Annotated in this window: 24 protein-coding genes; 10 read left to right on the top strand and 14 right to left on the bottom strand. The window is 64.5% G+C overall.

The genetic code is table 11. The features are described from left to right. The first annotated feature begins 79 nt into the window (after positions 1 to 79). Positions 80 to 1423, top strand: coding sequence for an aminodeoxychorismate synthase component I (gene pabB, locus ACNFBT_RS16105; protein ID WP_416750957.1), 1344 nt, complete (start codon positions 80 to 82; stop codon positions 1421 to 1423). A 170-nt stretch (positions 1424 to 1593) separates the two neighbouring features. On the opposite strand, the gene thrH is transcribed toward pabB, so the two are convergent. Beyond that, a complete protein-coding gene (gene thrH / locus ACNFBT_RS16100; protein WP_152222567.1) occupies positions 1594 to 2211 on the bottom strand; it encodes a bifunctional phosphoserine phosphatase/homoserine phosphotransferase ThrH in 618 nt (205 codons plus the stop codon). A 188-nt stretch (positions 2212 to 2399) separates the two neighbouring features. On the opposite strand from thrH, the gene ACNFBT_RS16095 reads away from it, so the two are divergent. The 3 genes from ACNFBT_RS16095 (at position 2400) to ACNFBT_RS16085 (ending at position 4824) form a co-directional block, all read left to right on the top strand. Continuing rightward, complete coding sequence (locus tag ACNFBT_RS16095; RefSeq protein ID WP_416750955.1) at positions 2400 to 3134, top strand: phosphoadenylyl-sulfate reductase; 735 nt, start codon at positions 2400 to 2402, stop codon at positions 3132 to 3134. An 85-nt stretch (positions 3135 to 3219) separates the two neighbouring features. Further along, the gene (locus ACNFBT_RS16090; protein ID WP_416750953.1) at positions 3220 to 3564 is read left to right on the top strand and encodes a hypothetical protein; all 345 of its coding nucleotides are present in this window, start codon (positions 3220 to 3222) and stop codon (positions 3562 to 3564) included. A 75-nt stretch (positions 3565 to 3639) separates the two neighbouring features. Further along, a complete protein-coding gene (locus ACNFBT_RS16085; protein WP_416750951.1) occupies positions 3640 to 4824 on the top strand; it encodes an MFS transporter in 1185 nt (394 codons plus the stop codon). Between the two features lie 50 nt (positions 4825 to 4874). Here ACNFBT_RS16085 and cysB read toward each other — a convergent pair whose 3' ends face one another. The 5 genes from cysB to ACNFBT_RS16060 all read right to left on the bottom strand — a co-directional run bounded on the left by cysB (position 4875) and on the right by ACNFBT_RS16060 (position 8862). Beyond that, positions 4875 to 5849, bottom strand: a complete 975-nt coding sequence (cysB, locus tag ACNFBT_RS16080) for an HTH-type transcriptional regulator CysB (protein ID WP_416750949.1) — start codon at positions 5847 to 5849, stop codon at positions 4875 to 4877. Between the two features lie 166 nt (positions 5850 to 6015). Further along, a complete protein-coding gene (locus ACNFBT_RS16075; protein ID WP_416750948.1) occupies positions 6016 to 6501 on the bottom strand; it encodes a universal stress protein in 486 nt (161 codons plus the stop codon). A gap of 94 nt (positions 6502 to 6595) precedes the next feature. Then, on the bottom strand, positions 6596 to 7507 hold the full coding sequence (locus ACNFBT_RS16070; RefSeq protein ID WP_416750946.1) for a 5'-nucleotidase: 912 nt from the start codon (positions 7505 to 7507) through the stop codon (positions 6596 to 6598). 21 nt (positions 7508 to 7528) lie between these two features. Next, entirely contained in the window at positions 7529 to 8476 is a 948-nt protein-coding gene (locus ACNFBT_RS16065) for a putative 2-dehydropantoate 2-reductase (protein WP_416750944.1), read from the bottom strand. Next, positions 8476 to 8862 (bottom strand): thioredoxin, encoded by a 387-nt coding sequence (locus ACNFBT_RS16060; protein WP_416750942.1) that lies wholly within the window; start codon positions 8860 to 8862, stop codon positions 8476 to 8478. The genes ACNFBT_RS16065 and ACNFBT_RS16060 overlap by 1 nt, the downstream gene beginning before the upstream one ends. Here ACNFBT_RS16060 and ACNFBT_RS16055 point away from each other — a divergent pair. Together ACNFBT_RS16055 and ACNFBT_RS16050 are read left to right on the top strand one after the other, a co-directional pair. After that, positions 8861 to 9280 (top strand): PilZ domain-containing protein, encoded by a 420-nt coding sequence (locus ACNFBT_RS16055; protein ID WP_416750940.1) that lies wholly within the window; start codon positions 8861 to 8863, stop codon positions 9278 to 9280. The two genes, ACNFBT_RS16060 and ACNFBT_RS16055, sit on opposite strands and share 2 nt — an antisense overlap. 180 nt (positions 9281 to 9460) lie before the next feature. Continuing rightward, a complete protein-coding gene (locus ACNFBT_RS16050; protein WP_416750938.1) occupies positions 9461 to 10537 on the top strand; it encodes a 3-deoxy-7-phosphoheptulonate synthase in 1077 nt (358 codons plus the stop codon). 247 nt (positions 10538 to 10784) lie between these two features. On the opposite strand, the gene ACNFBT_RS16045 is transcribed toward ACNFBT_RS16050, so the two are convergent. Together ACNFBT_RS16045 and ACNFBT_RS16040 are read right to left on the bottom strand one after the other, a co-directional pair. Further along, entirely contained in the window at positions 10785 to 11069 is a 285-nt protein-coding gene (locus ACNFBT_RS16045; protein WP_152222548.1) for a GNAT family N-acetyltransferase, read from the bottom strand. Between the two features lie 21 nt (positions 11070 to 11090). Then, the gene (locus ACNFBT_RS16040; RefSeq protein ID WP_416750935.1) at positions 11091 to 12365 is read right to left on the bottom strand and encodes a hypothetical protein; all 1275 of its coding nucleotides are present in this window, start codon (positions 12363 to 12365) and stop codon (positions 11091 to 11093) included. Between the two features lie 210 nt (positions 12366 to 12575). Here ACNFBT_RS16040 and ACNFBT_RS16035 point away from each other — a divergent pair, with 210 nt between their 5' ends. Further along, the gene (locus tag ACNFBT_RS16035) at positions 12576 to 13265 is read left to right on the top strand and encodes a crotonase/enoyl-CoA hydratase family protein (RefSeq protein WP_416750933.1); all 690 of its coding nucleotides are present in this window, start codon (positions 12576 to 12578) and stop codon (positions 13263 to 13265) included. A 568-nt stretch (positions 13266 to 13833) separates the two neighbouring features. On the opposite strand, the gene ACNFBT_RS16030 is transcribed toward ACNFBT_RS16035, so the two are convergent. Together ACNFBT_RS16030 and ACNFBT_RS16025 are read right to left on the bottom strand one after the other, a co-directional pair. After that, a complete protein-coding gene (locus tag ACNFBT_RS16030; protein WP_416750931.1) occupies positions 13834 to 15990 on the bottom strand; it encodes a putative bifunctional diguanylate cyclase/phosphodiesterase in 2157 nt (718 codons plus the stop codon). Continuing rightward, positions 15971 to 19696, bottom strand: coding sequence for a response regulator (locus ACNFBT_RS16025; RefSeq protein WP_416750929.1), 3726 nt, complete (start codon positions 19694 to 19696; stop codon positions 15971 to 15973). The genes ACNFBT_RS16030 and ACNFBT_RS16025 overlap by 20 nt, the downstream gene beginning before the upstream one ends. A gap of 328 nt (positions 19697 to 20024) precedes the next feature. On the opposite strand from ACNFBT_RS16025, the gene ACNFBT_RS16020 reads away from it, so the two are divergent. Beyond that, a complete protein-coding gene (locus ACNFBT_RS16020) occupies positions 20025 to 20210 on the top strand; it encodes a hypothetical protein (RefSeq protein ID WP_416750927.1) in 186 nt (61 codons plus the stop codon). 95 nt (positions 20211 to 20305) lie between these two features. On the opposite strand, the gene ACNFBT_RS16015 is transcribed toward ACNFBT_RS16020, so the two are convergent. Beyond that, complete coding sequence (locus tag ACNFBT_RS16015) at positions 20306 to 20803, bottom strand: macro domain-containing protein (protein WP_416750925.1); 498 nt, start codon at positions 20801 to 20803, stop codon at positions 20306 to 20308. Positions 20804 to 21081: 278 nt separating this feature from the next. Here ACNFBT_RS16015 and ACNFBT_RS16010 point away from each other — a divergent pair, with 278 nt between their 5' ends. Together ACNFBT_RS16010 and ACNFBT_RS16005 are read left to right on the top strand one after the other, a co-directional pair. Continuing rightward, a complete protein-coding gene (locus ACNFBT_RS16010; protein ID WP_416750923.1) occupies positions 21082 to 21303 on the top strand; it encodes a hypothetical protein in 222 nt (73 codons plus the stop codon). Between the two features lie 105 nt (positions 21304 to 21408). Next, on the top strand, positions 21409 to 22380 hold the full coding sequence (locus ACNFBT_RS16005; protein WP_416750921.1) for a magnesium and cobalt transport protein CorA: 972 nt from the start codon (positions 21409 to 21411) through the stop codon (positions 22378 to 22380). 160 nt (positions 22381 to 22540) lie between these two features. Here ACNFBT_RS16005 and ACNFBT_RS16000 read toward each other — a convergent pair whose 3' ends face one another. The 3 genes from ACNFBT_RS16000 to ACNFBT_RS15990 form a co-directional block, all read right to left on the bottom strand. Continuing rightward, positions 22541 to 23278, bottom strand: coding sequence for an amidotransferase (locus ACNFBT_RS16000; RefSeq protein ID WP_416750919.1), 738 nt, complete (start codon positions 23276 to 23278; stop codon positions 22541 to 22543). Between the two features lie 204 nt (positions 23279 to 23482). Beyond that, positions 23483 to 24037 carry a cysteine hydrolase family protein gene (locus tag ACNFBT_RS15995; RefSeq protein ID WP_416750917.1) on the bottom strand — a complete coding sequence of 185 codons (555 nt, stop codon included), beginning with the start codon at positions 24035 to 24037 and terminating at the stop codon, positions 23483 to 23485. A gap of 268 nt (positions 24038 to 24305) precedes the next feature. Further along, a complete protein-coding gene (locus ACNFBT_RS15990) occupies positions 24306 to 26450 on the bottom strand; it encodes a 3-hydroxyacyl-CoA dehydrogenase NAD-binding domain-containing protein (RefSeq protein ID WP_416750915.1) in 2145 nt (714 codons plus the stop codon). Position 26451 lies beyond the last annotated feature (1 nt).

Raw genomic sequence — 26451 nt, 5'->3', positions numbered from 1 at the left:
ACGTAAACTGAAGAAATGGCTCTAGGATCGACGATTCAGACGATCTGAAACCTCCCATTCGCCTTGCACGCTTTCACTCATGCCTCACTGTTTCATACACCCTCTTCCCTATCAGGAAGACCCTGGTGACCGCTTCGCCCTGATCCATCGAGCACCCGGCGCCGTCCTGCTGGACGCCGGCCGCCCTTTTGCCACCCGTGGACGCTATGACCTTCTGAGCGCCTGGCCATTGGCAGAACTGGCACCGATCGCCGACGAATCGGCCAAGCGCTTTTTCGCCCGGGTGAGAAGCGCGTTGCAGAGCCTGGGCGAAGCCCGGCTGCCGGATGAGCGGAAGTTGCCATTCGTCGGCGGAATCATCGGCTATTTGAGCTACGACTTCGGCCGCCGCGTCGAGCGCCTGGCCGCCCCGGCGCTCGACGACCTCGACCTGCCCGATGCCCGCCTTGGCCTCTACGCCTGGGCGCAGGTCACCGACCATCAGGAACGCACCAGCCAGCTGGTGTTCCACCCGGCCCTGGCGCCGGGCGAACGCCAGCGGCTGATCGCGCTGTTCGAGAGCGATGCGCAAGCCGAGATGCTGCCGCCCTTCCGCCTCGGCTCGCCATTCAACCCGGACCTCGCACGCGAGCAATACCGCGACGCCCTGGACCGGGTGCACCGCTACATCCTCGACGGCGACTGCTACCAGGTGAACTACACCCAGCGCTTCCGCGCCCCCTGCAGCGGCTCGCCGTGGCTGGCCTACCGGGCGCTGCGCGAAGCCTGCCCGACGCCCTTCGCCGGCTACCTGGAACTGCCGGAAGGCGCGGTACTGAGCCTGTCGCCCGAGCGCTTCATCCAGCTCCACGGCCGGCAGGTGGAAACCCGCCCGATCAAGGGCACCCGTCCGCGCGGCGCCACGCCGGAAGCGGACCAGGCCAACGCCGAAGCCCTGCTGGCCAGCGAGAAGGACCGCGCCGAGAACCTGATGATCGTCGACCTGCTGCGCAACGACCTGGGCCGCAGTTGCCGTCCCGGCAGCGTGCGGGTGCCGGAGCTGTTCGCGCTGGAGACCTACCCCAACGTGCACCATCTGGTCAGCAGCGTCACGGGCGAGCTGGCGGCCGGCAAGGATGCCCTGGACCTGCTCGAAGGCAGCTTCCCCGGCGGCTCCATCACCGGCGCGCCGAAGGTGCGCGCCATGCAGATCATCGACGAACTGGAACCGACCCGGCGCAGCATCTACTGCGGCAGCCTGCTCTACCTCGACGTACGCGGCGAGATGGACAGCTCCATCGCCATCCGCACCCTGCTGGTGAAGGACGACCAGGTGAGCTGCTGGGGCGGCGGCGGCATCGTCGCCGACTCGGACTGGCAGGAAGAGTACGAGGAGTCGCTGACCAAGGTCGGCGTGCTGCTGCGGACGCTGGAAAACCTATGAACCCTGTAACAGGAGTCCTGTAGGAGCGAGCTTGCTCGCGAACGGATTGCCCGGCCACATCAGTGTTAGGCGGTTCGCGAGCAAGAACTGGGCGTCCCCCTCGTTCCTACGAAAAGCCGCCACAAAAGAAAAAGCCCCGCGATTGCGGGGCTTTTTCGTCACAGCCGGTCTTACAGGCTGAGCTGACGGTTCGACGCCTTGAGGAACTCCTTCTTCAGGTCCTCATAGGTGTGCACCGCCGGGAACTGCGGGAACTCGCGGATCACGTTGTCCGGCGCATGGAACAGGATGCCGGCGTGGGCCTCGCTGAGCATGGTGGTGTCGTTGTAGGAGTCGCCGGCGGCGATTACACGGTAGTACAGGCTCTTGAAGGCGATGACCGACTGGCGCTTCGGGTCTTTCTGGCGCAGCTGGTAGCCGACTACGCGGTCGGTCTCGTCGGTGATCAGCTTGTGGCACAGCAGGGTCGGGAAGCCGAGCTGGCGCATCAGCGGCTGGGAGAACTCATAGAAGGTGTCGGAGAGGATCACCACCTGGAAGCGCTCACGCAGCCAGTCGACGAACTCCACCGCGCCTTCCAGCGGCTTCAGGGTGGCGATCACTTCCTGGATGTCGGACAGCTTCAGGCCGTGCTCGTCGAGGATGCGCAGACGCTGCTTCATCAGCACGTCGTAGTCCGGAATATCACGAGTCGTCGCCTTGAGCGCTTCGATACCGGTTTTTTCAGCGAAGGCGATCCAGATTTCCGGAACCAGAACTCCTTCCAGGTCGAGACAGGCGATTTCCACGAACGATTTCCCCGCAGGTTTGACTTGAGAGGCGGCACTCTAGCGGCTCGCTCGGGGCGGCGCAACGCGGCACTTATACCCAAACACCACAGTGCACCTTCCTGAAGGTTATTTAGGGGCATATCCGCCTCTTTGCTACCATCCGGGCAAAGAGCGCCTTGCGCCACTAAAACTAGGAATACCGCCTGATGAGCCATCCGTTCGACATCGCGGAAATCGCCGCGAGCTATGCCAGCAAATCCCCCCAGGACGTTCTGAAGTTCGCCTTCGAGCACTTCGGCGACGACCTGTGGATCTCCTTCAGCGGCGCCGAGGACGTGGTGCTGGTGGACATGGCCTGGAAGCTCAACAAGAACGTGAAGGTCTTCAGCCTGGATACCGGGCGCCTGCATCCGGAGACCTACCGCTTCATCGAGCAGGTACGCGAGCACTATGGCATCGCCATCGAGGTGATGTCGCCCGATCCGCGCCTGCTGGAAGCCTTCGTCAAGGAAAAGGGCCTGTTCAGCTTCTACAAGGACGGCCACGGCGAGTGCTGCGGCATCCGCAAGATCGAGCCGCTCAAGCGCAAGCTGTCCACCGTCACCGCCTGGGCCACCGGCCAACGCAAGGACCAGAGCCCCGGCACCCGCAGCCAGGTCGCGGTGGTCGAACTGGACAGCGCCTTCTCCACCCCGGAAAAGCCGCTGTACAAGTTCAACCCGCTGGCCAACATGAGCAGCGAGGAAGTCTGGGCCTACATCCGCATGCTGGAAATCCCCTACAACAGCCTGCACGAACGCGGCTTCATCAGCATCGGCTGCGAGCCCTGCACCCGCCCCGTGCTGCCCAACCAGCACGAGCGCGAAGGCCGCTGGTGGTGGGAAGAAGCCACGCAGAAGGAATGCGGCCTGCACGCCGGCAATTTGATCAGCAAGGCCTGAGGCCTTACCCTCGGCTGACGGAAATTCCTACGTCAGCCCGCAGCCCAGGATCGGACGCCTGCACGCCTGCGGCGGAGCCGATCCCATGCGCATCACCCTGGTTAAGAAAGTCCTGGCCGATGGCCAGGACTGCCGCAAGTGCCGCGAAGTCCATGAGCGCCTGGAGAAAGGCGGTTATCTGGAGCGCATCGACCGCACCCTGGTCGCCGACGAGCGCAACCCCACCAGCGCCGGCTGGATGGTCGCCGCACAGTACGGCGTGGATACCGCCCCCTTCTTCGTCGTCCGCCACGATGACTGCCGCGAGGTCGTCTACACCGTGTTCATGAGCTTCCTCCACGAAGTGCTGGAAGGTCGCGGCGAGCTGCCGCTGGACTCCCGCGAGGCACTGGCGGAGCTGGCCAGCCGGGACGATCTCGACCGTCTCTGAAGCGGCCGACTTGACGCTTTCTTGATTCCCCCTCGGCGATACTGCCTCCCCCTGTATCGCACAAGGATGTCGGCCATGCCCGACGGTTCGGAACACTCCCGCCCGCGCATCCCCAGCACCGTCTGGGCGCTGGGTTTCGTCAGCCTGTTCATGGACCTGTCCTCCGAACTGCTGCACAGCCTGCTGCCGCTGTTCCTGGTCGGCAGCCTGGGGCTGAGCATGGTCGCGGTCGGCCTGATCGAAGGCATCGCCGAAGCCAGCGCGCTGATCGTCAAGGTGTTCTCCGGCGCCATCAGCGACTTCCTCGGCCGGCGCAAGGGCCTGGTGCTGTTCGGCTATGGCCTGGCCGCGCTGTCCAAGCCGCTGTTCCCGTTGGCCACCTCCGGCGAAGCCATCTTCACTGCGCGCCTGCTCGACCGCATCGGCAAAGGCATTCGCGGTGCCCCACGGGATGCGCTGATCGCCGATGTGGCGCCAGCCACGATCCGTGGCGCCTGCTTCGGCCTGCGCCAGTCGATGGATACCGTCGGCGCCTTCGCAGGTCCCTTGCTGGCGATCGCCCTGATGCTCTGGCTGGGCAACGACCTGCCGCTGGTGTTCTGGTTCGCCTGCATCCCGGCGGGCCTTGCGGTGCTGGCGATCATCTTCTTCGTCAAGGAGCCGGAGCATGCCGCCGGCCCGCATCGCTTCCGCTCACCAATCCATCGCGACGCGCTGCGCAGCTTCCCGGCGCGCTACTGGTGGGTGGTCGGGATCGGTGCGGTGTTCACCCTCGCCCGCTTCAGCGAGGCCTTCCTGGTGCTGCGCGCGCAGAACCTGGGCCTGCCGATGGCCTGGACGCCAGTGGTCATGGTAGTGATGTCGCTGCTGTTCATGCTCTCGGCCTACCCGGTGGGCTGGTGGTCGGACCGCACCGACCGCACCGGCCTGCTGGCCATCGGCATGCTCCTGCTGGTGGCGGCAGACCTGTTGCTGGCCTGGGCCGATTCCACACCCTTGATGCTGCTTGGCGTGGCTGTCTGGGGTTTGCACATGGGCTTCACCCAGGGACTGCTGGCGACGCTGATCGCCGACACCACCCCGGCCGACCTCAAGGGCACCGCCTTCGGCGTGTTCAACCTCGCCAGCGGCATCGCCATGCTGCTGGCCAGCGTGCTGGCCGGCTGGCTCTGGCAGAGCTTCGGCGCCAGCTCCACCTTCCTCGCCGGTGCGGGCCTGGCCTTCGTCGCGCTGCTGCTGTTGCGCTGGCGCATTCGCTGAAACGAAAAAGCCCGGCAGATGCCGGGCTTTTTCTTTAGCGCGATCGGTACTCAGTAAACCGGCAACTCGATCCCTTCGAACAGCTCGTCCAGCTCGGTCTTGTTGTGGCACTGCACCGCCTTGGAGAGCAGGTCGCGGGTCAGGTGCGGGGCAAACTTCTCGATGAAGTCGCACATGAAGCCGCGCAGGAAGGTGCCACGGCGGAAACCGATCTTGGTCACGCTGGACTCGAACAGGTGGCTGGCGTCGAGCATCACCAGGTCGCTGTCGAGCTTCGGATCGACCGCCATGTGGGCGACGATGCCCACGCCCAGGCCCAGGCGCACGTAAGTCTTGATCACGTCGGCGTCGGCGGCGGTGAACACCACCTTCGGCACCAGGCCGCGCTGGCTGAAGGCTTCGTCCAGCTTGGAGCGACCGGTGAAACCGAACACGTAGGTGACGATGGGTTGCTCGGCCAGCAGCTCCAGGGTCAGCTTCGGCACCTTGGTCAGCGGGTGGCCCTGGGGCACGATCACGCAACGGTTCCAGCGGTAGCACGGCATCATGATCAGGTCGCCGAACAGTTCCAGCGCCTCGGTGGCGATGGCGAAGTCGACGGTGCCGTCGGCGGCCATTTCGGCGATCTGCATCGGCGTCCCCTGATGCATGTGCAGGGAGACGTCCGGGTACTGCTTGATGAAGCCACTGATCACACTCGGCAACGCGTAGCGTGCCTGGGTGTGGGTGGTGGCGATGGACAGGGTGCCCTTCTTCTCGTTGGAGAACTCCTGGGCGATCTGCTTGATGCTCTCGACCTTGCGCAGGATTTCGCCGGCGGTGTTGATGATGCGCTCGCCGGCCGGGGTGACGCGGGTGAGGTGCTTGCCGCTGCGGGCGAAGACTTCGACGCCCAGCTCGTCTTCCAGCAGGCGGATCTGCTTGCTGATGCCGGGCTGGGAGGTATACAGGCTTTGGGCAGTGGCCGAAACGTTCAGATCGTGGTGCGCGACTTCCCAGATGTAGCGCAATTGCTGGAGCTTCATGGAATTTCCTCGGAAAGAATGTCGCGACCCGCGATCAGGGGCTTATGTTTTATAACCATATTAATGGTTTAAGGAATAAAACTAGACGTTTTTTTTAGCCCTGCATGCCATTCGTCTAAAGCCTTACGGAAATTCAGGGTTTGCTCGGCACGCCGTCACACTGCGTTCAACGGTGCAGGAGCATCGGCACCAGGTATACCGGCACCTCCGCCAATTGCACCAGACGCGCCGCTGTGCGCCCCAGCGGCGTGTTCAGCCCCTCCCCATGGCTGTGGCTGCCGGCCACTATCAGGTCCACCCCCAGGCGCCGTGCCTCGTCGAGAATCACCATCGGTGGGTCCCCCTGGATGACCCGCACGGAGTGGATCAACTCGGCATCCTGACGCAGTTCCCCCAACTCGTCGCGGAACCCTTCCATCACGCGCTGCTCGATGCTGCCCATGACGTTTTTCAGGCCATTGGCGCGCATTTCATTGAGGGTGTTCTCGTCCAGATAGGTCTGCAGCACCGACTCGGCGAACAGCCCGAGCGGCTCCACGGCGTGCACCACGTACAACTGAACCCCATAGGCGCGGGCCAGCGAAAGGGCATGCTGGAGGACATAAGGCGCGTAGAGGCCAAGGTCAGTGGCGTAAAGAATCGATCGGATCATGCGGCCTCCTCGACTGCCTGCGCGGCGGGCCTATCAGCAGCGTAGCAGCAGAACGCGCGGCGCTCCGCAGGGACCGACTGTCGCGGCCTGGCGGCTATCCGGCGGCCTGCTTTTCATTGCTCACACCGTGCGGCACATGCCCGGTGGCGACCACCTCGCGAGCCTTCTCGCAGTGGCCCGCCTGGTCGTCGAAGAACACATCGGCGGCGAAGGCTTCGAGGAACGCGGCCTTGTCCAGGCCGCCGAGGAACAACGACTCGTCGAGGCGGATATCCCATTCGCGCAGCGTGCGGATCACCCGCTCGTGCGCCGGCGCCGAACGCGCGGTGACCAGCGCGGTGCGAATCGGGCAGGACTCCTGCGGGAACGCCTGCTGCACCCGGTTGAGCGCCGCGAGGAAGGGCTTGAACGGCCCACCGCCGAGGGGCTCGCGGGCGGACTCGCGCTCATGGGTCTGGAACGCCTCCAGCCCGCCCTGCTGGAAGACGCGCTCGGAGGCGTCGGAGAACAGCACCGCATCGCCATCGAAGGCGAAGCGCAGCTCGCCATTGCTCTCGCGCCGGGTGCCGCCGGAAAGGATGGTGGCGGCGGCGAAACCGGCCTCCAGCGCGCTGCGCACATCGTCGATATGGGTGGAGAGGAACAGGTGGCAGTTGAATGCCTTCAGGTAGGGATAGGGGCTGCGACCACCGACGAAGGCGGCGCGGGAAATGCCCAGGCCGTAGTGCTGGATCGAGTTGAACACGCGCAGGCCGGTATCGGCGCTGTTGCGCGATACGAGGATGACCTCCACCGGCGCGCTGTCCGAGTCGCCATTGAGCGCCAGCAGCTTCTGCACCAGGGCGAAGGCATCGCCGGGCGGCAGTACCTCGTCCTCTCGGGCGATCTGGTACTGGCGATAGGCTTCGACGCCCTCGCGCTCGTACACCTGGTGGCTCTCGCGCAGGTCGAACAGCGCCCGCGAGGAAATCGCCACCACCAGCTTGTCACCCAGTCCCTTCGCCATGTCGCTCTCCGTGGGTATGGCTCAATGAGCCTGGTTGCGCGCGTCGATGAAGCGCAGGGCGCGGTAGAGCGCCTCGATCTTCGGCATCTCGCGCCCCGCCTCCCGCGCCGCTTGCAATGGCGCAGCGTAGATCGCGCCGAGTTCCAGCGGACGGCGCTGCGCGAAGTCGTGATACATGCTCGGCAGGTAGTCCGGCATGGCGTCGGTGGAGGCCAGCATCGCGCCGACGATGTTCGGCGGCAGCGAATGCCCGCAGGCCTTCGCGCCCGCCACCACCTCCTCCATCAGCTCGGCCACCAGCGCCCGGCTGTCAGGGTTGTCCATGATCGCCCGGGTGCCGCTGTCGAGCAGCACCGAGAGACCGTTGTAGGGGATGTTCCACACCAGCTTCTGCCAGCGCGCGTGCTCGAGGCTGGGCATGGCGTTGGAGCCCAGTTCAGCGCTGCGGAACAGCCCGACGCCCTCCTCGACTATGGCCTGGCGCGCCGGTTCATCCACTGCCGGGCCGGAGTGGTAACCGATGTTCACCGCGCCGAAGGCCTGGTGTTCGATGACACCCGGCGCGGTACGGTGCACGCAGATGAAGCAGAGGCCGCCTAAAAGATGCAGGTGATCCGGCAGCAGCTCCCGCAGTTCGTCCTCCACCGCCAGGCCATTCTGCAGCAGCAGGACCTTGGCGCCCCGGGCGGCCGCCTGGGCGATCAGCGGCGCCAGGCTGGCATTGCTGGTGGTCTTGGCGCCGACCAGCAGCCAATCGCAGGGCGGCATATGCTCGACGTCGTCGTAGGCATTCACCGACGCCAGGCTCAGTTCACCGTACACCTGGCTGTTCAGGCGCAGACCGTTCTCCACCACCGCCGGGTACTCGCTGCGCAGCAGGAAATGCACGTCGTGGCCAGCGCGGGCCAGCATCAGGCCATAGAAACCGCCGATGGCGCCGGTTCCGATGATGCCGATTCGCAGATTCATCAAGGCAACTCCTCAGCCGGGCGCGACAGGCCGGCGCGCAGGGCTTCGATCAGGGATTCGGGGCGCAGTGCGGCGTGGACCGGGCCGAGAAAATCGCCGTCGCGCACCAGGAACATCGCCGGCAGGTGGAACACGCCGTAGCGCGCCACCAGTCCGCCGCTGCGGCCGGCGTCGATCCAGCACAGGCGATCCACGGGAAGACCGAACTCCGGCAGCTTCATCCGCGCCCAGCGGCAGGAGGAGCAGCCCTCGCTGGTGAACACCAGCAGCGACACGCCCGGCAGGGAAAGCAGCCGGCGGTCGGCGTCCAGGTCGGTCAGCTCCAGGGCCGGCACTATACTCAAATGGCCAATACTAGAAAGATTGCAGTCGGAGCATTCCGTCATGCGTCAGTTCCTGCGTCACCCCTGTGACCTTCCGGTTGAGCTGGTCATTCGCAAGCAGACCTTCCTGCCGCGCCAGCGCCTGCACAATATCAGCCTCGGCGGTGTGGCGTGCAACTCGCCGCGGGGCTTTCGCCGCGGCACGTCCATCGAGCTGCGCATTCCCCTGCTGGGCGACTCGGCGTGCTACCCCGGCGTGGTGGCCTGGAGCCGCAAACAGAGCAGCGACTACCTCGTCGGGATCGCCTTCATCGATGAAGACACGCTGTTCCGCGCCCGCATGGTCGAGCAGGTGTGCCAGATAGAGCGCTACCGGCGGCAGCGCGAAGAGGAGACGGGCGTCACGCTGTCGTTCGAGGAACTCGCCCTGGAATGGATCGCGCACAACGCCCAGGACTTCCCATTGTTTTGCGCGGTCTGACGCCGCTCGCGCAGAAAGTCGCGCGAATGCCCGTGGTCCGGGCATTTTCCTGCCAAAGGCCATTGTCGAGCCAGCGTCGGACCGGTTAAGGTTCGGATTCCCCTTAGCGACACATCTGCCTGCGCCCCATCGCACGGGGATTTCTGGCGGCCGGCACCCGTGACCTGATTGAGTACCACGATGGCTGATTTACAGATCGACGACCTTAACGTTGCCTCCAACGAGACCCTGATCACGCCGGAGCAGCTCAAGCGCGAAATCCCCCTGACCGATGCCGCCCTGCGCACCGTTGCCAACGGCCGCCAGGTCGTCCGCGATATCCTCGACGGCAAGGACCACCGCCTGTTCGTGGTGATCGGCCCCTGCTCGATCCACGACATCAAGGCCGCCCACGAGTACGCCGAACGCCTGAAGGTGCTGGCCGCGGAAGTCTCCGACACCCTGTTCCTGGTGATGCGCGTGTACTTCGAGAAGCCGCGCACCACCGTGGGCTGGAAGGGTCTGATCAACGACCCCTACCTGGATGACTCCTTCAAGATCCAGGACGGCCTGCACATCGGTCGCCAGCTGCTGCGCGACCTCGCCGAGATGGGCCTGCCCACTGCCACCGAAGCGCTCGACCCGATCTCCCCGCAGTACCTGCAGGACCTGATCAGCTGGTCGGCCATTGGCGCGCGCACCACCGAATCCCAGACCCACCGCGAGATGGCCTCCGGCCTATCCTCGGCGGTCGGCTTCAAGAACGGCACCGACGGCAGCCTGACCGTGGCGATCAACGCCCTGCAATCGGTTTCCAGCCCGCACCGTTTCCTGGGCATCAACCAGGAAGGCGGCGTCTCCATCGTGACCACCAAGGGCAACGCCTACGGCCACGTGGTGCTGCGCGGCGGCAACGGCAAGCCGAACTACGATTCGGTCAGCGTCGCGCTGTGCGAGCAGGAACTGAACAAGGCGAAGATCCCGCTGAACATCATGGTCGACTGCAGCCACGCCAACTCCAACAAGGACCCGGCCCTGCAGCCGCTGGTGATGGACAACGTCGCCAACCAGATCGCCGAAGGCAACAACTCCATCGTCGGCCTGATGGTGGAAAGCCACCTGGGCTGGGGTAGCCAGCCGATCCCGAAGGACCTGTGCCAGTTGCAGTACGGTGTTTCCATCACCGACGCCTGCATCGACTGGGACGCCACCGAGAAGGCCGTGCGCAGCATGCACGCCAAGCTCAAGGACGTCCTGCCCAAGCGTCAGCGCGGCTGACCCTTCAAGCGGGCACGAAACAGCCGGGCGATTGCCCGGCTTTTTCTTTGGCTCGCACGTGCTTCGGGGATGGCTGTTTTTTGGGAGCGAGCGTGCTCGCGAACCGCTTGACGCCGACGTCCCTGGAATCTCTGTTCGCGAGCAAGCTCGCTCCAACAGAAAGCAGCGCCACGCCGCTCGGGCGGATTACGCATCAAACAAAAAGCCGGGCAATGTGCCCGGCTTTTTCATCTCTGCGATCCGAGGATCAGAGCGCGGTATCGGTATGGCGCTGGCGGCGCTCCAGGTAGCGCTCCACATAGGAGCACGACGGGATCACGCTGTAGCCCTTGCGCTCGGCGTACTGCAGGGCGTGCTCAGTGAGGGCGGCGGCGATACCACGGCCACGCAGGGTGTCCGGGACAAAGGTGCGATAGATATCGAGCGTCTGCTTGCCCAGATCCATGTAGGCCAGATAGGCGCGATGGCCGTCCACCGTCGTGACGAACTGGTGGCTGGTTTCATCGTGATGGATGGACAACGACTCACTCACTTGCTCTCTCCTTCTGGGGCCTCACAACATGACCCGCACCTGATTGATCTTGTTCAGGCGGAGGAACATTTCCGCCGAGCCGGTCCCGATCAGGACTGTGATATAGGCTCGACCGTTCTCCACCTTGTGCAGCACACCCTGGTAATAGGCACCATCAAACGTGATGAACTGCAGGCGCTTGCCGGTGTACTGGGCAAGGCTGTCAACATTAACGAACTCATATTGCTGCGTTCTAGCCTCCGACTCAACCGTTTCTTCAGCCGAAACCTTTTGAAGGTCGTTTTCCGGAGTGATTTTGCGTTTGAGCGGATCGACCCAGGTGAAGCCCAGCTGGGATACCGCCTCCTGATTGACCAGAACGCTCGGTCGGAGCATCCCGATGACATCCTTAGGCTCGAAGAACTGTAGACCATCCCAGGTCATCCCCTCGCTGGGGGTCAGTTCGATGCGCAGCGAACGGGGATCACTCAGGTAGCGGCCGTAAGCCTCGAGCACCGGCTTGTCCAGGGCGATGCGCTGCTGGCGCAGGGACTTGTCGAACTGCTCCAGCGACTGGGCCAGGTACGCCTTCTGGTCGAGGCCCATCTTGCCGCGGCAGAACTCGGTGACCCGGCGCTGGTACTGGTTGTCGTCCATCTGCACGGTGACCTGCTCGACCCTCGGCGGGTTCACGCGCATGTCACCCGGACGCTCGGACACATTCATCAGCGACATGCTCAGGTGCAGGTCCAGCATGTCGCGGGCATCGTTGCGCAGGTTGAAGGTGAGCTTCTGCGCACCGGGCTCGAAGCGATAGGAGAACTCGAGGTCCGATTGCAGCGTGCGATAGCCCATCTGCAGCAACTCATCGACACCGATATTTCGGACATTGCCGCAGGCCACTTCGCTCATCGCGGTGAACGCGCTCTTATCGGCGGGCACGGCATACAGCTGCTGCACGAACGGGCCGGCCACCTCCAATTCCACGCCCTGCAGCTCCAGCGCCAGCTGCTCGGGCAGCTTGTGCTCGGCCAGGCGCTCCTTGAAGCTCAGCAGCGCCCGCAAGCCGTTGAACTTCAATTGGGCGTGGGCCACCTTGAGGCTGTCGTGGGCCAGGGGCACCCTGATCACCACGTTCTTGAGCCCGACCCGACCGTCGAAGGACGAGGAAATGCCGCCGTAGCTGATCTCCATCATCGGCGACAGCTGCGCAATCGCATCATCGACGATGCTGCGCACGGACAGCCACAGCGACACCTTGATGATCAGCGCGACGGCGATCAGGGCGAGGAATAACCATTTGACGAGTTTCGACATGCAGCGGCGGTCCTTGCGAGAGCGGGGGTATCACAGGCAATAGTGGCAGCTTAACAGCACTGTCGAACAGCCTCCACGACGGCTTCCCGGAAATGCGTACGACTCCCCACAAGCCCCGGATTCCGGGTGACTCACCGGTCAGCCAAAGTGCTTTACGCCCGCCTCCCCCGTCAGTATGTTCTGCCGCACTTCCAACCAAGGACTACCGCCATGAGTGAGCTGATCACCTACCAACTCGAAGACGGCATCGCCACCCTGACCCTGAACAACGGCAAGGTGAACGCGATCTCCCCCGCCGTCATCGAGGCCTTCAATCAGGCGCTGGATCAGGCGGAGCAGGATCGCGCGGTGGTCATCGTCACCGGCCAGCCGGGCATTCTCTCCGGCGGCTACGACCTGAAGGTGATGACCTCCGGCCCGGAGAACGCCGTGAATCTGGTGGCCGCCGGCTCCACTCTCGCGCGCCGCATGCTCTCCCACCCCTACCCGGTCATCGTCGCCTGCACCGGCCATGCGGTGGCCAAGGGCGCGTTCATCCTGCTCTCGGCGGATTACCGCATCGGCGTCGACGGCCCGTTCCAGATCGGCCTGAACGAAGTCGCCATCGGCATGACCATGCACCACGTGGGCATCGAACTGGCCCGCGACCGCCTGCGTCGCTCCGCCTTCACCCGCTCGGTGATCAACGCCGAGATGTTCAACCCGCGCGATGCCGTGGACGCCGGTTTCCTCGACAAGGTTGTGCCGACCGAGCAACTGCGGGAGGCAGCCCTCGAAGCGGCACGCCACCTGAAGAAGCTCAACATGACCGCACACCGCAACACCAAGCTGAAAGTGCGCAAGCAACTGCTGGAGACCCTCGACCGCGCCATCGAGCAGGACAAGCAGCACCTCGCCTGAGTGCGCAATGAAAGAGCCCGGCCTTGCGCCGTAATGCTGTTCACTTAAGCATTTGAGCTGCTGCCGGGGCTCCCTGAGAATCCGATGCCAGACTTCTGGCATCGGATTTTTTATGTCCTTCCAACAGCAACTGCACGACCTGGCGACCTGTTCGACTTCTCCGATCTGAGCACCGTCACGCAACACATCCCGATTGAGTGGGTGGCGTCGGCGTTGGACCTTTCCGCCCATCCGCTGCGGCCAGGCCCTTGCGCACGTCGACTTTCACCAGGTTCTCGCCGATCAGGCGGGTCAGGAGTGGGATGTGCTCCTCGCACTAGTAGGTGAAATCGAACTTGGCACCTGGCGCGTTGGGATACGCCACAACAAAGCAAGACATGGAGCCGCCTTATCGCGATATGCCGGGGCGTGATCCCGGATGCCCCGACAGGTGACGTGTAGGGATTGACGTGTGCGCGCCGGTGGTGAGCCGGCGTACCGGGTAGACCTTGCAACCCTCGCCTTGCGCCCCGGCCTGATCGCTTCTCACTCAAGCGTTCATCGGCGCGGATGAACGCCCCTCTCCACGTCAGGGAGAGCGGCTGGCAGTGAGGGCCGCTTCTTGCAAAGCGCGCCAGTCCACTACACGAGGAAAGGCCCCGGCCTCTGCCACGGGCAGCCCCGGCGCCACCAGGAAACCCTGCATGTAGGTGCAGCCATGCGCCAGCAGCCAGTCGCGCTGGGCTGCGGTTTCCACACCTTCGGCGATGACTTCCAGGCCCAGGTGGCGGCTGAGGTCGATGATGGTGCTGACCACCGCGGCATCGCGCGGCGATTCCAGCATGTTGGAGATGAACAGGCGGTCGATCTTCAGGGTATCCAGCTCGAAATGGCGCAGGTAGGCCAGGGACGAATAGCCGGTGCCGAAGTCGTCGATGGCGATCCGCACGCCCAGGGCGCGCAGTTGCCGGAGCTGTTCGCGAGTCAGCTCCAGGTCCTGCATCAGTGCGCTTTCGGTGACCTCCACTTCCAGTTGCGAGGGCCGCAAGCTGAAGTTGCCCAGCACCCGCCGCAGGTCTTCCACCAGTTGCGGCATGCCGAACTGCAGCGGGCAGACGTTGATGCTGACCACCAGGTCGTCGCCGAAGCCCTGCCTCCAGGCACTGCACTGGCTGGCCCCCTCCCGCAGCACCCAGTCGCCCAGGCGGTTGATCAGCCGGGTTTCCTCCAGCAGCGGAATGAACACATTGGGCGGAACCATGCCGGCCACCCGGTGTTCCCAGCGCAGCAGCGCCTCGAAGCCGCGCAGGCGGCCGGTCTCGAGGTGGATCTGGGGCTGGTAGACCAGATGAAAGTCGTTCTGCTCGATGGCATTGCGCAGGCTCTCTTCCAGCATCAACCGGGAGCGGGCGCGGCCGTTCATTTCCGGCGAATAGAAGCGGTACTGCTGGCGGCCGGCGCGCTTGGCCTCGTACATGGCGATATCCGCCGCGCGCAACAGGCCGTCCACGGTCTGTCCGCACTCGGGGAAGCTGGCGATGCCGACGCTGGCGCCAATGGTGACGTCGATGCCGTCGATGCGATGGCGCACCGAAACCATCTCGATCAGCTTCTCAGCCACTCGCGCGGCGTCTTCGGGGTGGTCGAGGCTGTCGAGCAGCGCCGTGAACTCGTCGCCCCCCATGCGCGCCAGGATGTCGTAGGGGCGCAGGCAGTTCTTCAGCTGTTCCCCTACCCGCCGCAACACGCGGTCGCCGGCCTCGTGGCCGAGGGAATCGTTGATCAGCTTGAAGCCGTCCAGATCCAGGTAGAGCACCGCCATGCGCTTGCCATTGCGCTCGACGCGAGCCAGGGAGGCTTCCAGCGCCTTGTGGAAGCCGCGGCGGTTGAGCAGCCCAGTGAGGGCATCGGTGATGGCCTGGGATTCCAGTTGCGCGTGGAGGTGGTGCACCACCGACATATCCAGGGCGATGACCACCATGGAGCGTTGCAGCCGTGGCAGGGGCGACGCCGACAACGCTACCGGCAGGCGCTCGCCGTTCATGGTCTTGAGACTGGCGTCGTGCAGGCGGTAGGTCTCGTTCCGCTTCCAGTGGCGGTAGAAGTCCGACAGCTTCCACTCGCCGCTCATCTCCGGGTGGGCGATCAGATTCAGCAGCGGCTTGCCCTCCAGATCCCCCACCGAGCCCTGGAACATTTGCGCCGAGGCCGGGTTGGCAAAGCTGATGAGGCCGTCCTCGCCGACTACCAGGATGCCTTCGGCGGCGTTCTCCAGCACCGAGGCGTTGAAGGCGCGGGCGCTGTCCAGTTGCTGGCTGAGTTGCAGCAGGTCGCGCCGGTTGCGTTCATGGGCCAGCAGGGACTGGATCTTGAGGCGCAGCACCTGGGGGTCGAAGGGCTTGAGGATGAAATCCACCGCCCCGGACGAATAGCCGTGCAGCACGGCTTCATGGGTGTGGGCGATGGCGGAAATGAAGATGATCGGCGTATAGCGAGTCAACGGACTGCTGCGCATCAGCCGCGCCACCTCGAAACCGTCCATGCGCGGCATCTGCACATCCAGCAGCACCAGGCCGACCTCTTCCTCCAGCAGGCATTTCAGCGCTGCCTCGCCGGAATCCACGGTCAGCACCTGCCATTCACCGTCGTCCAGCAATGCTTCCATGGCGATGAGGTTTTCCTGGCGGTCATCCACCACCAGCAGGGTGTTGGCCGCAGGGGCCTCCTTAAGCTGCAGGTGCGCCATGGCGAACTCCCGGTTGTTCCAGCCAGCGGTAAAGCATGTCCAGCAATTCCTGGCGACTCACCGGCTTGGCCAGGTAATCGTCGGCGCCCGCGGTGATGCATTTCTCCCGGTCGCCCTTCATCGCATGGGCGGTCAGGGCGATGATCGGGATGCCGCAGCCGTGCTCCTGCTTGAGCACGCGGGTGGCGGTGTAGCCGTCCATGTTGGGCATGGCCATGTCCATCAGGATCAGGTCGAAGGGTTCGCGCTGGAAGCATTCGATGGCCTCCAGGCCGTCGCGGGCGGCGGTGACCTTCATGCCGATTTCGTCGAGCAGGGCGCTGAGGGCGTAGATGTTGCGCACGTCATCGTCCACCAGCAGCACGCGGCTGCCTTCCAGCGGGTCCGACCACGAGCTGGCCTGCGGTTCGCGCAGGCCGGCGAGGAATCCCTGGACCGCCGAACTGAGGTTCTTGAGGTCTCCGCCCGCCTTGGGCACCACCACCGCCGAATAGCGGCGCAGGCGTTGCAGGTTCTGCTGGTTGACGTCGACACCGGTGTTGATGACCACCCGCGAACCATCCAGTGGGCGTTCGCGGTGAAGGCTGTCGAGCAGCTCGAAACCATCCTGGTCAGGCAGGTCGAGGTCTATCACCAGAGCGGAGAAATTGTTCTCCGCGTAGGCCTTGCGGGCACCCTCGCCATTGGCACTGGCCACCACCTTGAAGCCCAGTTGCTCCAGGTGCTCGCGATAGTGCTCGCGCTCCACGTCCACGTCCTCCACCAGCAACAGCTTGCGCTCCACCGGCGGACGGCCGCCTTCCAGGTCCTGGAACACTTGCTCCAGATCCTCGCGGGCGATGGGTTTGACCAGGTAGCGGGTGGCGTCCTCGTGCCAGTCCTGGGGCTGGGGCACGCAGGAAACGATATTCACCGGGGTCGCGCGGTGGTTCGAATGGCTACGCAAACGCCGGTAGATCTGCCAGCCACTGACGTCCGGCAGCAAGATGTCGAGGATGACGGCAGCGAAGCGCTCGTTCTGCAGCAACTCGATAGCCTGCTTGCCGCTGCGGCAGTGGACGCTGGAGAAGCCACGGGTCTGGGCCTCCTCGGCTATCACCGAGGCGAAGTTGACGTCGTCTTCGACGATCAGCACCGCCGGCCCCTGGCCGCCACGCACCGGTTGTGCGGGGGGCTCATCGGACTTCGGCTGGCTCGCGCCCACCGCCACCGGCAGCCGGACGCTGAAGCGCGAACCCTGCCCCGGCACGCTTTCCAGGGTGATGGTGCCGTCCAGGGCAAGCACCAGCTGACGGGTGATGGCCAGGCCCAGGCCGGTGCCGCCGAAGCGCCGGCTGGTGGAACCATCGATTTGCTGGAAGGCCTGGAAGATGCGTTCGTGCTGGTCTTCGGGGATGCCGACGCCCGTATCACGGACGACGAAGCACAACACTTCGCGCTCATCGATCGCCGCCGCCGGGTCCAGCTCTACGGACAGATCTACCTCGCCCTGCTCGGTGAACTTCAGGGCGTTGGACAGCAGGTTGCGCAGGATCTGGTGCATGCGCACCCGGTCGCTATGGATAACCCTTGGCACGCCGGCCTGGACGTGGGTGGACAGGCGCAGGCCCTTGACCTCGGCCATGGGCCGCAGGCTGCCGTCCAGCTCGGCGAGCATGTCCTGCACATTGAGTGGCTCCAGCTTGAGCTGCATGCGCCCTGCCTCGACCTTGGCCAGGTCGAGCACGTCGTTGATCAATTGCAGCAGGTCACTGCCGGCGCGATGGACGATATCGGCGTGGCGGGTCTGTTTCTCGGTGAGGTTTCCGGCCATGTTCTGCCGCAGCTGATCGCTGAGGATCAGGATGCTGTTCAGTGGCGTGCGCAACTCATGGGACATGTTGGCGAGGAATTCCGACTTGTAGCGGTTGGCCAGCATCAATTGCTCGGCCTGGTCACGCAGTCGCTGCTCGGCGGCCTTGCGCTCGCTGATGTCGATGATCACTGCCTGCACCAGCAGTTCGCGGCCGGCGCGGATCGGCGACAGGCCCACCTCCATCGGGATCATGTGGCCGTCCCGGTGTACGCCGAACAACTCCCGATTGTTGCCCATGCGCCGTTGCTCGGGCTTGCGCTGGAAGCTTTCGCGCAATGCCACATGGGCCTCGCGCAGGGCCTCGGGAAGGAGCATTTCCACGGACGATTCGAGCAGGTCGTGACGGCTATAGCCGAACAGTTGTTCGGTCTGGCGATTGACCATGGCGATCCGACCACGGGTATCCACCAGGACGATGGCGTTGGGCGAGGCTTCGACCACCAGGCGGAAACGCTCCTCGGCGCTCTTGCGCGCCTGCATGTCCACAAGGCTGAGCAGGTAGCGCTGGTCATTGCCGTGGTTGAAGGTGCTCAGGCTGAAAGCCACGGCAACTCGCTCACCGTCCTCCTGCAAGGCCTCGATCTCCGTCAGGGCGGCGGGAGCCTGCGTGGCCAATTGTTGCGGCAGGTCCACCAGGCTCGGCACGAACCGGCGCAGGTTCTGCCCCACCAGGCTCTCCGCCTCGCAGGCGAACAGCTCTCCGGCGCGGGCATTGGCCATCTCGATACGGCCATTCTCCCCGCAGGTCAGGGTGGCCACCGGCAGATGCTGCAGCAGCAGGCGGAAACGCTCCTCGCGCTCGGTCAGTTCGGCGGTCGCGGACAGGCTGAGCTGCAGACTCCGCTCTCGCTGGTAGAGGTAGCTCCCGACCAACAGGGCCAGCAACAGCGCGGCAGACAGGCCGGTCCAGAGGCTGAAGGTGATGCGGTTGTTGCTCTGCATGGCCTCGTACTCGGCCGTGCTGCCCACTCCCAGGGCCCAGGTGCGGCCGAACAGCTTCAGTTCCTCGACCTCGTGGAAGCGCGGCTGGTGACCTTTGTCGGATACCTGCAGCATGGGCTCGGAACTGCCGGCATCCCTGAGATCGATGCTGTAGAGGTTGCTCTGGGCACCCAGGATGCCGGCCATCAGGTCGTTTATCCGAAAAGCACCGCAGACCATGCCAAGCAGCCCGGCACGGCGCTCTTCGACCGAGGTGCTGGGCGCGTCCGGGCGGTACACCGGCATATAGAGGATCACACCGCTCTGCGCTTGCTGCTCGGTTTCCTGCCTGAGTTTCAGCGGCCCGGTGAGACTCACCTCGCCGGTTTCCCGGGCGAGGTCGAGAGCCGCCCGGCGCACCGGCTCGGTAAGCATGTCGAACCCCAGGGTGCGGCGGTTGCGCCAGTCCATGGGGCTGCTGTACTGCACCACGATGTACTCGTCCCGCGGCTCCGGAGGGATGATGCGGAAATCGCGGCGACCCTGATCCCAGATCTCGCTGACGAACTCGTTGACTTCTGCACGCTTCAGGTAGCGCGCCCACGCCAGCGCCTGGATGCCCGGATAGCGGTCCTGCAACTGCAACTGGTCAGTGGCCCGCGCCCATTCCTCGGCCGACACCGCGTCAGTGCCGACGATCAGGCCGGACATACCGCGCAGAACCATCTCGTAGGAGCGCATCCGGTTGCTGACGCGATGGGCGATTTCCTCGGCCTCGAGCTTGAAGCGCTGCTCGTACTCGGTACGGTTGCGCGCTTCCAGAGCCAGCCACTGCCAGAGCACCAGCCCCCCGAAAACGAGCATCAGGGTAAGGGTTACCAGCAATGGCAGCAGGTACTGGCGGGATTGTGGGAATTGACGACCGTCCATGTAGTCTCCAGTCCTTTCCGTGGCGGCCGCGCCTCTGGGTATGTGGGAAAGCGGCTAAGGCGGGGCTCAATGAGGCCCTGCATCGCAGTCTAGACAGGAATGTGGGAACTGGCGTTGAGCCAGTACTCGAGCGACGAGCGGCAGGAGCGAAAGAGCCCCGCCTGGCAGTACGCCCTTGCGCCGGGCTTTTTTATGGCAGGGACTTTCATTGCGCAAGCCTACTGTTGCGTTTTTGTAAAAACTCATTAAGCCGAATTGCTGTTTTTCAAAAATTATTGCGCATTAACCTATGGATGAACCCAAAGCAACACCATCGGAGGTGTTCATAATGAAACTCAAGGTTATCGCCGCAACCCTCTTCGCCGCTGCCACCGCCATCGCCGCCCAGGCCAGCTTCGCCGAAGAATCCCCGCTGATGCAGAACCGTATGCTCGACCTGGTCCAGAGCGCCCAGCAGCAACCGACCGAGCAGGCGGCCAGCCACACCGTGGAAGCCACTGCCAAGCAAGGCTGACACCGCCCTCGCCCACAGCAGGTGACATCATGCCCTCCAGCCCGATGCGAAAAGCCCGGCTTGCAGCCGGGCTTTTCAAGGGCGACGGGGCGTCGTCACTCAGCGGCGGCCACTCCCTTGCGGTAGACCTCGTAGACCACCACTGCAATGCCCAGATCGCCCAGATAACGCTCGACCAACGGCTTCACGTCCTTCCAGTCGAGCCCGCCCACCCCGGTCGCCAGGCAAGGCAGCGCCACGCTGCTCACCCGCTCGCTCAGCAGGTAGCGGGCAAACTCCTTCAGACAATGTCCGACGTTCTCCAGCGTCGCCTTCCCCGGTCGCGCGCTGCGTCCCGAACCCTGCATGTCCTGGGTCAGCAGGTTGGCGATGCAACGGGTATCACCATCGGCATCGACGCCCGACCAGACCCAGATCGAGCCGGCCTCGGGCGCATCCGAATGGGCGGCGTGGCGGTAGTCGCGCACCATCGACGGCCAGCGTTCGCGCAGTGCCAGCGCCAGGCCGGAGTCGAAGTGGTCCTGCGGCGCGATGCCATGCGCGATGACCTGGGCCTTGCTGAGCAGAACGTCGCCTTCAACGTATCGAATCATGAAGAGTTCCTTGTGTTCGGAATGTCCGTGGCAGCGTCGCGCTACCCCCTGATTCCCACGCTACGCCCGGCAGCCTCCCCATTTTTGACGCGGGTCAAACGCCCATGAACGCAGCCCAGTTCTCGGAAACTTCCGAGCACCCCCTCCGAACGCCACGGCGGCAGGCACCTCGGCACCCCATCATTTTCCCTGATACTCGAAAGCAACCGGCTTCGTTATTCAACGGGCGGAGCGACGGCGACACTGAGCCATCGCTTCCAACCGCCCGAGTCGCCACCATGAATCGCCAGGCCCACCGCTACGCTCGCAACGGCGCCCTCGCCGCCCTGGGGCTCTACACCATGGTGATCCTGGTCATCATGGCGCTGGCGGCAGGCTACGACAGCGTCCGCCGCGCACCGGTGGACAACGTCGACAGAGGCGCGCTCTTCACCCGCATCAACCAGGCACTGCCAGTGGCCCTGCAAGGCCTGCAGGGCGCCCTCACACCCCATTCCTGATGCCTGTCGGCTGGCGCTGCCGGCCAGCTTGTCCAACACTGTCCGCGTGAGCGTCTGCGTCGTGGGGCGAACCGTCCCGCGCGCCAGCCAGTTGCGGGGGTCACCATGGGCCGTGTCATCGCATCCGCCGTCTACAGCAAGGGCCGCAAGGTCTCCGATATTCCCCTGGAGGACGGTTACCGCTGGGCTTGCCAACCCGATCATTTTGTCTGGACGGGGTTACAGGAGCCGACACCGGAAGAAATGTTCAACCTGCAGCGGCAGTTCAACCTGCACGAACTGGCCGTCTCCGACGCCCTGGAAAAGCACAGCCGACCGAAGCTGGAGACCTTCGGCGACGCGCTGTTCATGGTGATCTATTCGCCAATCCGTGCTGACAGCCGACTGATGTTCGTGGAGACCCACCTGTTCGCCGGCGTCGGCTACATCATCAGCGCCCGCCACGGCTTCTCGCAGTCCTACTCCCAGGTGCGCCAGCGCTGCGAGGCTCGGCCGCTGCTGTTGGCCCACGGCACCGACTTCGTGCTCTATGCCCTGCTCGACTTCGTAGTCAGCAACTACGAGCCGGTGGTGGAAGCCATTCGCGGGGAAATCGAGGAAGTAGAGCAACAGGTGCTGCGCAAGTCGCTGACCCAGGAGCAGATCGAGAAGATCTACGGCCTGCGCCGCGAGGTGCTCAGGCTCAAGCACTATGCCGCGCCCATGGTGGAGATCTGTCAGGAACTGCAGCGCCTGGACTTCCCCTTCATCGACAAGCAGATGCGCCCCTACTTCCGTGACGTGGCGATCCACGTCAATCGCCTGCTGGAAGACCTCACCACCCTGCGCGACGTGGCCACCCAGACCATCGAGGTCGGGCTGGCGCTGGAGTCTTCACGGCAGAGCGTGGTGCAACGCAAGTTCGCCGCCTGGGCGGCGATCCTCGCGTTTCCCACGGCGGTGGCAGGCATCTACGGGATGAACTTCGAATACATCCCGGAGCTGCACTGGCACTACGGCTACTTCCTGGTCATGGGCCTGCTGGTGCTGGGGTGCGTCGGGCTGTACATCAGCTTCAAGCAGGCGGAGTGGCTCTGATGCCTGGCGGCCTGATGGCCGGATCGCGGACAGAGTCCGCTCCTACAAGAGCCGCACATTTGCGTAGGAGCGGACTCCGTCCGCGATGGGCGCGAAAGGCGCGCTACACAAACGAAAACGCCGCTCAATTGAGCGGCGTTTTAGTGGGGCATAGCCGGAATCAGGCAGCGTTCTGCTTCTTCTCGCGGCCCTGCTGCACGAAGCGCATCATCCACTCGCCCACCGCGGTGCCCTGGTGCGGGCGCGCGAGGCTATCGATACCGGACTGGAACACCGGCTCGCTGAAGACGTGCTTGCGCAGTTCCAGGATCGCCTGGGAATAGTCGCTCTGGAACTCCGGGTGACCCTGGAAGCACAGCACCTGGTCGCCAATCGCGTAGGCAGCGTTCGGGCAGAAGTCGCTGGAGGCGATGCGGCGCGCGCCGTGGGGCAGCTCGGTGACCTGGTCCTGGTGGCTGACCAGCAGGGTCAGGCCATCGCCCAGCGACGGGCTCATCCACTCCGGCTGCTCCTCGATGCGGTAGTCGTGGATGCCCACGCCCCAGCCCTGATCGGCGCGTTCGGCCTTGCCACCCAGCACCAGGGCCAGCAGTTGGTGGCCGAAGCACACGCCCAGCAGCTTGTCGCCGCGCTGATAGAGCTTCAGCACGTAGTCCTTGAGGGTCTGGATCCAGGGATCAGTACCAAACGAGTCCGCCTTGCTGCCGGTCACCAGGTACGCGTCGAACTTCTCATCTTCGGGCGGGTAATGCCCTTCCACCACGTTGTAGACCTTGAATTCGGCCGGAACGGGTTGCTTGGCGAACAGTTGCTGGAACATCCAGCCATAGCCTTTGTACTGGTCGATCAGCTCGGGGCGGAGGATGTCGGTTTCCAGAATGCAGATGTGCAACGACATGCAGGGGTGATTCCTGGGGGGTTAGCGGCTGATAAGAATGGTTTTCCTGACACTGATGAAACGCGCGTGAAAATTACGCCCATTTTTTTCACCGCACAAGATGCCGAAGCCGATTCTTGTGCAGGAATTTGAGGGGAAATACCGGAAAATCCATCACCCTTCAATTGCGTGGATGCACAAGGGTGACGGCCGGTCGGCAAGGATTCAGGTCAGGGACAGCGTTCGCAGGATCGAGTTCGCATCCAGCACCTGCGCATATTCGCCTTGCAGGTTGGCCAGTGACATGGCATGGACCTCCTCCGCGCTGCGCTGCACGCCGTTGAAATCGCGCTTGTCAAAGGCGAAGCAGGCGTCCGCCGCGACCTGCGTGAAGAAGCCCAGGTTGCCCGCCGTGCGCGCCGTGGCCTCCACCGAGTTGTTGGTGCTGACGCCGCAGATCACCAGCGCATCGATGCCGCGCACCCGCAGCCAGCGCTCCAGGCCGCCGTTGATGAAGGCGTCGGGGACGTTCTTCTCCACCACATGTTCGTGGTCCAGCGGCGCCAGCGCTTCCTGGAACTCCGCCCCCGGCTGCCCCGGCCAGAACGGCGAGCCGGGCGTGCGGGAAATGTGCCGGACGTGCACCACCGGCCAGCCGGCCTTGCGCCAGGCTGCCAGCAGGTCGCCGATGCGTTGCTCTGCGTGCGGGTTGTTGCGCGGCTCGGGGCTTTCGCGCATGCCTTTCTGCTGGTCGATGATCAACAGGGCGGGTGGCGTCATCGGAACGGACCTGGTGAGTGGGAAGGCATCATCCTACGGTCTGTGCGGGCAAGAAAAAACCGGCCACCAGGGCCGGTTTCTCTATTTAAGAGCGCGCCTGAAAGTCCGTGCCTGCCTATTCCCCTCACCCTAACCCTCTCCCAAAGGGAGAGGGGACTGCTTGGGTGCAAGGTGAAACCAATGTATCAGCCGGCACGATCTGCTCCCTCTCCCTTCGGAGCGGGGCGCGTAGCCAGGGCTGGGGTGAGGGGCTCTTGAAGGAGCCGCCTCAGAAGCTCTCCCCCCGCGCCGCCTTCTCCAGCAACAGCGCCGGCGGCAGGAAGCGCTCGCCATACTGCTCGGCCAGGTACTCGGCGCGGGCGATGAAGTCCTTCAGGCCGTACTGGTTGATGAACTGCAGCGCACCGCCGCTCCAGGCCGCGAAGCCGATGCCGAAGATCGAGCCGATGTTGGCGTCGGCGGTGGAGGTCAGCACACCCTCCTCCACGCAGCGCACCGTCTCGATGGCCTGCACGAAGAGGATACGGTCGCGCACGTCCTCGGCGGATATCTGCGCGTCGGCCTTCTCGAAGCGCTGCTTCAGCTCCGGCCACAGGTGCTTTTTGCCATTGGCGGGATAGTCGTAGAAACCGGCACCGGCGGCTTTGCCGGGGCGCTTGTACTCGTTGACCATCAGGTCCACCACGGCGAAGGCCGGGTGCTTCGGCAGCTGCTTGCCTTCGGCCTCCAGGTCCTTGCGGGTCTGCTCGCGGATGTGGGTCATCAGGCTCATCGACACTTCGTCGCTGATCGCCAGCGGGCCCACCGGCATGCCGGCCTGGCGCGCCTGGTTCTCAATCATCGCCGCGGACACGCCCTCGCCGAGCATGGCCAGGCCTTCATTGGTGAAGGTGCCGAACACGCGGGAGGTAAAGAAGCCACGACTGTCATGGACCACGATCGGGGTCTTCTTGATCTGCAGGACGTAGTCGAAGGCGCGGGCCAGGGTGGCGTCGTCGGTCTTCTCGCCGCGGATGATCTCCACCAGCGGCATCTTGTCCACCGGGCTGAAGAAGTGCAGGCCGATGAACTTCTGCGGCTGCGCCACTGCCTCGGCCAGGCCGGTGATCGGCAGGGTCGAGGTGTTGGAGGCGATCACCGCGTCGGGCAGCGCGGAGGACTCGGCGGCGGCGCTGACCTTGGCCTTCAGGCCACGGTCCTCGAACACGGCTTCGATGATCAGGTCGCAGCCTTCGAAGTCGGCGTCGCTGGCGGTTGGCTGGATACGTGCGAGGAAGGCATCGCGCTTCTCGGCGCTCATCTGGCCCTTGCCGACCTTCTTGTCCAGCAGGCCGGCGGAGTAGGCCTTGCCCTTCTCGGCCGCTTCGATGGACACGTCCTTGAGCACCACCTCGATGCCAGCGGCGGCCGAGACGTAGGCGATGCCCGCGCCCATCATGCCGGCGCCAACCACCCCGACCTTCTTCGTCTGCTGCGGCGAGATCCCCTGCGGACGGGACTTGCCGGCGTTGATCTCGTTGAGCTGGAACCAGAAGGTGCCGATCATGTTCTTCGCCACCTGGCCGGTGGTCAGCTCGGTGAAGTAGCGCGCCTCGATCAGCTGGGCGGTGTCGAAGTCCACCTGCGCACCTTCGACGGCGGCGCACATGATCTTCTCCGGCGCCGGGAAGCAGCCCTTGGTCTTGTCGCGCAGCACGGAGGGCGCAATCGCCAGCATCTGCGCCACGGCCGGGCTGGACGGCGTGCCGCCGGGGATCTTGTAGCCGGCGCTGTCCCACGGCTGCTTGGCGGCTGGGTTGGCGGCGATCCACTCGCGGGCCTTGGCCAGCATGTCTTCGCGGCTGGAGGCCAACTGATGGATCAGGCCGGCCTTGAGGGCCTGCTCCGGGCGCACCTTCTTGCCTTCGGCCAGGTACGGCAGGGCCTTCTCCAAGCCGAGCAGGCGCACCATGCGCACCACGCCGCCACCGCCGGGCAGCAGGCCCAGGGTGACTTCCGGCAGGCCGAGCTGGACGTGGCTTTCGTCCAGGGCGACGCGGTGGTGGCAGGCCAGGCAGATTTCCCAACCGCCACCCAGGGCCGCGCCATTGATGGCGGCGACCACCGGTTTGCCGAGGGTTTCCAGGCGGCGCAGCTGGCCCTTGAGCACCAGGATGCCTTCATAGAAGGCCTGGGCATCGGCCTTGGTCACCTTGATCAGTTCATTCAGGTCGCCGCCGGCGAAGAAGGTCTTCTTCGCCGAGGTAATCACCACGCCGGCGATCGAATCCTTCTCGGCTTCCAGGCGCGCGACGGTGGCGGCCATGGCCTCGCGGTACACACCGTTCATGGTGTTGGCGCTCTGGCCGGGCATGTCCATGGTCAGGACGACGATGTTGTCCTGGCCTTTCTCATAACGGATGGCGTCAGTCATT

This window comes from Pseudomonas sp. NY15181 (assembly GCF_048068055.1).
Classification (GTDB): Bacteria; Pseudomonadota; Gammaproteobacteria; order Pseudomonadales; family Pseudomonadaceae; genus Pseudomonas.
The sequence above is the reverse complement of the archived record's forward strand: the minus strand, read 5'-3'. Positions and strand labels throughout refer to the sequence as shown.